General features: G+C 61.7%; 1 protein-coding gene and 1 pseudogene. One reads left to right on the top strand and one right to left on the bottom strand.

Going from position 1 to position 1,509, the window contains the following annotated elements:
- Nucleotides 1-840, top strand: a pseudogene (locus LDO26_RS18110) (IS110 family RNA-guided transposase); the annotation flags it as partial.
- A 101-nt stretch (nucleotides 841-941) separates the two neighbouring features.
- Here the strand turns inward: LDO26_RS18110 and LDO26_RS18105 are convergent.
- The gene (locus tag LDO26_RS18105) at nucleotides 942-1,439 is read right to left on the bottom strand and encodes a hypothetical protein (protein ID WP_232132488.1); all 498 of its coding nucleotides are present in this window, start codon (nucleotides 1,437-1,439) and stop codon (nucleotides 942-944) included.
- Between the last annotated feature and the right edge of the window lie 70 nt (nucleotides 1,440-1,509).

Below are 1,509 nucleotides of genomic sequence, written 5' to 3'. Positions count from 1 at the left end.
GCCTTCGTGGCCTGGCTGGTCCAGCTGCCGCCTGGCACGGTGGTGGCGATGGAAGCGTGCAGCGGCGCCCACCACTGGGCGCGTCGCTGCCTCGGGCACGGCCTAATGCCCCGGCTGATGGCGGCGCAGTTCGTCAAGCCATTCCGCAAGTCGCAGGGCAACAAGAACGACCGCAACGATGCCGAGGCGATCGCCACCGCAGCGCGCCAGGGCAACATGCGCTTCGTGGCGGTGAAGACGGTCGACCAGCAGGCGCGGCTGGCTTGGCACCGGGTCCGCGAGGGCTACAAGGCTGAAGGCCTGGCGATCAGCAACCGGCTGCGCGGCCTGCTCGCCGAGTTCGGTGTGGTGGTAGCGCGCAGTGATCTGGCGTTGCGGCGTGCGCTCGGCGATGACGCGGTGCGCACGCAGTTGCCGGCAATGCTGCACGGGTTGCTGGACGATCTCCAGCAACACTGGCAGCAGGTCCGCGAGCGCATCGCCGTCTGCGACGCCGGCATCGCCGCGCATGCCAAGGCCGACGTTCGCAGCCAGCGCGCCCAGCAGTTGATCGGCGTCGGTCCGCTGACCGCCGATGCGGTGGTCGCCACGATCGGCGACGGGCGTGAGTTCACGCATGGCCGGCAGCTGTCGGCATGGCTGGGGCTGACGCCCGCGCAACACTCCAGCGGCGGCAAGCAACGGCTGGGCCAGATCAGCTGCCGTGGCGACAGCTACCTGCGCACGCTGCTGATCCAGGGCGCGAGAAGCAGCCTGCAGCGGGCGAACGCGGCTGCACTGGAGAAGGCCACCGCCGAGCAGATCTGGATCCGCGGGCTGACGCAACGCATGCCCTTCGGCGCAACACACGCGATCACAGGGAACAGCAAATGCCTCAAAGCTCAGGCAAGGCACTCATGCACTCGGGGTTGACGGGAAGCTCCTTACGGAATTGTTAGGCCCTAGTCTGACAGCAAAATGTTGCACGGCAGACCCTGCTTGAACACTACATCGATCACTCCGTCTGGCCACTCTGACAGCGCTAGATTTACATAGAACATCTCAGCTGAAAGAAAAGAGAAGCCGTCTAGGATCAAATCTCCTTGGTACTCCATGAACTCTCTTGCCTCAGGACTGCTATGGGCAAATGCCATTGCCGATTCCACATAGACTACGGGATTGACCAGGACAGTCTGCGCTAGGGAAATGCTTGCCGGATTTGGTCCTGACTTGTCACCATCAAAGCTGACGAGAATACTTCCGGCGGAAGTTAGGATTTTCTCGGACAACCATTGCTGATTGGAGTACGACAAAAGTCCGAAGTGCGGGTCTTGAACCGTCAGCTTCTTCCAGAACTTCCACATAGGGCCTAACGCCTGAATTAAGCCACGCCGCGAAGCGGCGTCGGCTTGAATGAGTAAAAATGAGACTTCCCACTTCAGCGGCAAGCCGCTCGGCATCGAGTGCCATGATTGTGTTTCGACGAACAATCAGACGAAGGGGAAGTCTCCAATGGGCACTATAACCATG

It is taken from the genome of Proluteimonas luteida (assembly GCF_021191695.1).
GTDB lineage: Bacteria > Pseudomonadota > Gammaproteobacteria > Xanthomonadales > Xanthomonadaceae > Luteimonas > Luteimonas luteida.
Note: the sequence above shows the minus strand (reverse complement) of the source record. Positions and strands in the feature narration are given on the sequence as shown.

Coding starts and splice junctions, on each gene's coding strand:
- LDO26_RS18105 (WP_232132488.1), bottom strand. CDS start 1,439: ATGCCGAGCGGCTTGCCGCTGAAGTGGGAAGTCTCATTTTTACTCATT.